5 protein-coding genes are annotated in these 4,989 nt (G+C 70.1%); 3 read left to right on the forward strand and 2 right to left on the reverse strand.

Translation table 11 applies throughout. From position 1 onward, the window contains the following. Nucleotides 1-169: 169 nt before the first annotated feature. Nucleotides 170-640: a hypothetical protein gene (locus tag ACYVE7_RS28840; RefSeq protein WP_460369003.1), complete on the forward strand. Its 471-nt coding sequence runs from the start codon at nucleotides 170-172 to the stop codon at nucleotides 638-640. Nucleotides 641-761: 121 nt separating this feature from the next. On the opposite strand, the gene ACYVE7_RS28845 is transcribed toward ACYVE7_RS28840, so the two are convergent. Beyond that, entirely contained in the window at nucleotides 762-3,203 is a 2,442-nt protein-coding gene (locus tag ACYVE7_RS28845; protein WP_460369004.1) for an AAA family ATPase, read from the reverse strand. Next, a complete protein-coding gene (locus ACYVE7_RS28850) occupies nucleotides 3,203-3,871 on the reverse strand; it encodes a hypothetical protein (protein WP_460369005.1) in 669 nt (222 codons plus the stop codon). The genes ACYVE7_RS28845 and ACYVE7_RS28850 overlap by 1 nt, the downstream gene beginning before the upstream one ends. 105 nt (nucleotides 3,872-3,976) lie before the next feature. Between ACYVE7_RS28850 and ACYVE7_RS28855 the strand changes: the two genes are divergently transcribed. Together ACYVE7_RS28855 and ACYVE7_RS28860 are read left to right on the forward strand one after the other, a co-directional pair. Continuing rightward, nucleotides 3,977-4,612: a response regulator gene (locus ACYVE7_RS28855; protein ID WP_460369007.1), complete on the forward strand. Its 636-nt coding sequence runs from the start codon at nucleotides 3,977-3,979 to the stop codon at nucleotides 4,610-4,612. Nucleotides 4,613-4,655: 43 nt separating this feature from the next. Then, a partial coding sequence (locus ACYVE7_RS28860) for a hypothetical protein (protein WP_460369009.1) occupies nucleotides 4,656-4,989 on the forward strand: 334 nt, incomplete at its 3' end.

Raw genomic sequence — 4,989 nt, forward strand, 5'->3', positions numbered from 1 at the left:
GAGCCAGCCTGGTTTGGCTGGTGACCGACGACAAGCCCGCGAGGTGCGTGCCTGGGCGTCGCGCAGTAGGACTGAAGGTCCATAAGACACGGCCTAATGCCACGCTTAGGGGCGGGGCGGGACGATGGTCGCATTGGACGGCCTACCGCGCCGCAACTTGGAGTGACGCATGACTGAACCCCCTGACAAGCCCGTGGCGGGTACCCCTGAGCCCGCCGCCGCGCCCGCACCGGAACCGGCCGCCTTCGAGACGCCGCCCGCGGCCGTGCCGCCCAAGCGGCGTCGGTTCTCCGGGGTCGTGCGGGGGGCGGGCGGGGCGGGGCTGCTGAGCCTGCTCGCCGCCGGTCTGCTCGGCGGCCTGGTCGGCGGCCGCGTCGTCGCCCTGACCGGCACGTTCGACGACGACGGCGACCACATGCCCAAGCGGTACGCCCACTTCGACGATGACGAGCGAGCCGAGCCCGGCTGGTTCAGGCCCCTCCCCGGCTACGACGAGTGGCCGCCCTACCCCCGCTACCGCGAGGACCCCCGCCCGTACTTCCCCCGCGAACCCCGCCGCGTCTTCCCCCCTGAGGAGCCGCTGCCGTCCTTCAGCCCGCAGCCGCCCAGCCCCGTCCCCGCCCCGACCCGCACCTCCTGACAAGGGCCTCGTGACGTGCGGGCCCTGTGACGCGCGGACGCCGCCACCCCTCAAGCCGGAGGGGAGGCGGCGTCCGTGTTCGAGGCGATGCGTTCAGGCCGACGTGGTCGGGTCGTTGGGTTCAGGCCGAGGCGGCGGGGGCTTCGAAGGCGACCTCGCCGCGGGGGGCGGGCAGCGCCAGCTTGACCTTGGTGTGCCCTTCGTGGGCGGCGACCGCCGCCTGGTGGTAGCGCTCCAGATCGCGGGCGAACTCGGCGTCGGCGTAGACCGTGCCGTCGATCAGGGGGCCCTGCCGTCTGTCGATGACGGCCAGGACGTCGTCGCCGGTGAGGGTCTTGTGGGTTTCCAGGGCGTGCGCGAGGGCGAGCACTTCGGCGCGGGCGTCGGTCAGGATCGTCTCGGCCTTCGCCAGCAGTTTCACCAGCAGCGACTCGATCCGGTCGGGCAGCCGCCCGCCCGAGGGATCCGAGACCTTGGGCGGGCTGCCGTTGCCGCTCGGGCCGCGTGGTTCGACCTTGCCGGGGCCGCCGATCTCCAGGTCCTGGAGCGCGGGCAGTGAGGTGATCCCGCTGCCCATGCCCCAGTGCGACTCCATCAGCGCGGCCACGAGGGTCGCGGAGTGCAGGTCGCCGGAGACGCCGGAGGAGTTGTCGTCGCCGAAGAACATCCGCTCCCCGGCCAGCGAGGCCAGCGAGACGAGGATGTCGGCCTCGTACTCGGTGCGCCAGCGGGTGAACTGGTCCTCCGGTTTGATCGAGGCGACCATGCCGAGGTAGTCCGAGCCTTTCTCGATCGTCGCGATGTCGATCTCGAGGTGTTTGCGCATCCGGTAGGCCATCACCGCGTGGCACGCCTCGTGGACGGCCACGGCGTGCCGTTCCCGCTCGATGTACTCGACGTCCTCGGGCGGGCCGAGCTGCTTGAGCCGTTTGGCGTGCATGACGTCCGACCAGGTGATGACGTCGCGTCCGGCCCGGATCGCGGTGATCAGCGACTCGTTGACCAGGTCCTTGATGGTCGCGCCGGTCGCGTACGGGGTGACGGTCGCGAGTTTGTCGAGGTCGTCGTCGGTCAGCTCGTGGTCGACCTTGTCGAAGTAGCCCCGGTAGGTGCGGACCCGGCCCGCCTTGGACGGGTAGCCGACCTTGTAGATCCGGTCGATCCGGCCGGGGCGGAGCAGCGCCTCGTCCAGGGCGTTCGGCAGGTTGGTCGCCATCATGATCAGGATCCGGTACTTGGGCGGCGGTTTCGGCCGCATCCCCAGCGCCCTGCGGACGTGCCGGTTGACGAACCCGCGCGGCTTCTTCAGCCCGGACATCTCGGTGAGCAGGGCCTGGAGCGTGCCCATGTCACCGCCGCCGCCCATCCCGCCCCCCATCATGATCTTGTCCTGGCCTTCGGCGGGCGCGGCGCCTCGCGTGGCGAGCTTCCAGCGGGTGTCCTCGGACAGGTAGCTCGTTCCGTGGCAGCCGCCGTGCGTGAACCCGGACATGCCGGGCTGCCCGGCGGGCCCCCCGGACGGCAGCGATCTGCGGCCCAGCGAGTCGGCCTCGTCGAAGAACACGATGACGCCGCCGTACCGCAGCGACAGCTTCCGGATCTTCCGGAACAGCCCCTTCACCTTGAGCACGCCGACGCCCATGAACATGTTGATGAACGCGCCCGGATCGACGAAGACGTACGGTTTGCCGGTCTGTCCGGCGACGGCCTCCGCCATCAGCGTCTTGCCGGTGCCCGGCGGCCCCCACAGCAGGATCCCGCCGGGGACGTACCCGCCCTTGGCCTCGATCTCCTCGGGGTTCTCCAGGAACAGGATGTTCTCCTGGACCCGCTCCAGCACGTGGTCCTGGCCCCAGACGTCGGTGAACCTGGTCTTGATGTCGTCGGGGTAGTAGACGTCGACGCCGCCCTTGGACAGGAACCAGAAGATCGCGACGAACTGGCCGACCACGATGAACAGGATGAAGAGCACCTGGATCAGCATGGGCAGCGCCTGCCAGATCAGCGCGGGCAGCTGGAACAGCGCCAGCACCGGGGAGGTGTCCCTGGCCTTGCCGATGACGACCGCGACGACCGCGAGCCAGAACAGCCAGGTGAGGATCCGGCCGATCCGGAACCTGGTCCAGGGCGACAGCCTGCGTCCGGCCTGCCGTTCGAAGCCGCCGAACACCCGCTCCGTCCAGAACACGTGGTAGCGCGACCAGCGTTCGGAGACGAAGAAGTGCGTCTGGCGCAGGAGTTCGAGCCCGGCGAGCACGAACACCCAGCGGGCGTCCCGGGCCTGGATCCGGGCGGCGTCGGCGAACGGCAGCAGCGGGTTGTCCGCCATCGACGCCCACACCAGGGCGAACCAGATCAGGGTGAGCAGCAGCAGGTACTTGGACCGGTCGAAGAACGACAGGCGCTTGCGCGTCGGCCCGGGCGGAACGGCCTCACCCTCGGCTTCCTCGACCGTCTCGACCCCGCCGGTCTCGGCCCCGCCTGTCTCGACCTGGACGGCCGCGACCTCGATGTCGATCTCGACTTCGGGCTCCGGTCCGCTCTTCTTGCGCCGAAAGATCATCAGCTGTTCCTCACCGTGAACGAGGCGGCGATCGCGTCGAGTTCGCTCTTGCGGTCTTTGAAGCACTTGGCCGAGCAGCGGATGACCATCCAGAACAGACGGCCGTCGTCGCTGGTGTAGGCGGTCAGGTCGAAGGTCTGCAGCCCGCCGAGCGCCGCGCTGTAGTTGTAGGTGGCGCGGATCCCGCGGATCCCGTGGCCGGGGGTCAGGATGTCGTCGCGCAGCAGCTCGAACCCGCGCAGCCCGCTGCCGTTCTGCGCGGCGGCCTGCCGGGAGCCTTCGGTGACGGGCAGGAAGATGTCGCGGAGCTGGTTCAGCGACACGGCGCCCTGCTCGGCGTCCGAGAGACGGCGTACGGTGGCGTAGACGAACGGATGGTCGCTGCCCAGCCCGAGCAGGTGCCCGGCGGACGGGTCGTCGTCGGCGTCGAACGCCGTCGACCAGGTGATCTTGTTGATGACCTCTGCGGTCGCCGAGTCGGGGTCGGTCTCGTTGAGGGTCGCGTTGAGGGATTTCTCGTCTATCTCGTGCCATCCGGCGGGCACCTTGAAGTAGGTGTGCTCGTCGGAGTTCTTGACGTAGTGATAGGACGGTGACCCGCAGGCCGTCAGAGCGAGGGCGAACGGGAGCGGCAGGGACAGGGCTAGTGCACGCCTCGAGCTGAGCACCAGGGGACCTCCGGGGGCGTGGCCGATGGCCGTTATGTACCCCGGAAACCGGGGGCATCCACCTGCGCGTGCCAGGGTCACAACGATTTAACAGTGGGAGGTTTAATGACCAAGGTCATGGTCGTCGACGATCACCCCATGTGGCGGGAGGCCGTCGCACGTGATCTCGCCGACGCCGGATACGAGGTCGTCGCGACGGCGGGGGAGGGGCGTCAGGCGGTGCGGATCGCCGGGGCCGTCCAGCCCGAGGTGGCGGTGGTCGACCTGCAGTTGCCGGACATCTCCGGAGTGGACGTGACCAGGGCGCTGGCCGCGTCCGGGGTGCGGGTGCTGGTGCTGTCGGCCAGCGGCGAGCAGGAGGACGTCCTGGAGGCCGTCAAGGCGGGGGCGACGGGCTACCTGCTGAAGTCGGCGGCCCGCGAGGAGTTCCTGGACGCCGTCGAACGCACCCGCGCCGGTGACGCCGTGTTCACCCCCGGCCTCGCCGGGCTGGTCCTCGGCGAGTACCGCCGGCTGGCCGCCGCGCCCGCCCCCGAGCCGGACGCCCCGCGCCTCACCGACCGCGAGACCGAGGTGCTGCGCCTGGTCGCGAAGGGCCTCACCTACAAGCAGATCGCCGAACGCCTGGTCCTGTCCCACCGGACGGTCCAGAACCACGTCCAGAACACCCTCGGCAAACTCCAGCTCCACAACCGCGTCGAACTCGTCCGCTACGCCATCGAAAAGGGCCTCGACGACTAGGTTTAGGTCTGGGCACCCGGCCTCGGCCGGGAGAGCATGGATCATGCTCCTGTCGCTGCTCGTCGTCCCGTACTTCGGCGCGATCGCCGTGGTCTACCGGCTCTGCCTCCGGGTGGCGGCCGAGGAGGAGCCCGCTCGCGAGGCGGCCGTCCGCGGGCTGTCTCCGTACGCCCTGGCCACCTTGAACTGGTGGTTCCTGGACGCCGCGATCAGTGCGAGCCTGGCGGCCCTGCGGGTCCAGGGCGCGGTCGGCACCGTCGAGAAGGGCACGCTCTGCCGGGGTGAGCGGGAGCCGCGGGATCCCGATCCGCTGGACGGTGCCGTCTGGGCGGCGCTCGCGGAGCCCCGCACCACCGTCGCGCTGCGGAGCGACCCCG

This window comes from Actinocorallia lasiicapitis (genome assembly GCF_054778695.1).

Coding starts and splice junctions, on each gene's coding strand:
- ACYVE7_RS28840 (WP_460369003.1), top strand. CDS start 170: ATGACTGAACCCCCTGACAAGCCCGTGGCGGGTACCCCTGAGCCCGCC.
- ACYVE7_RS28845 (WP_460369004.1), bottom strand. CDS start 3,203: ATGATCTTTCGGCGCAAGAAGAGCGGACCGGAGCCCGAAGTCGAGATC.
- ACYVE7_RS28855 (WP_460369007.1), top strand. CDS start 3,977: ATGACCAAGGTCATGGTCGTCGACGATCACCCCATGTGGCGGGAGGCC.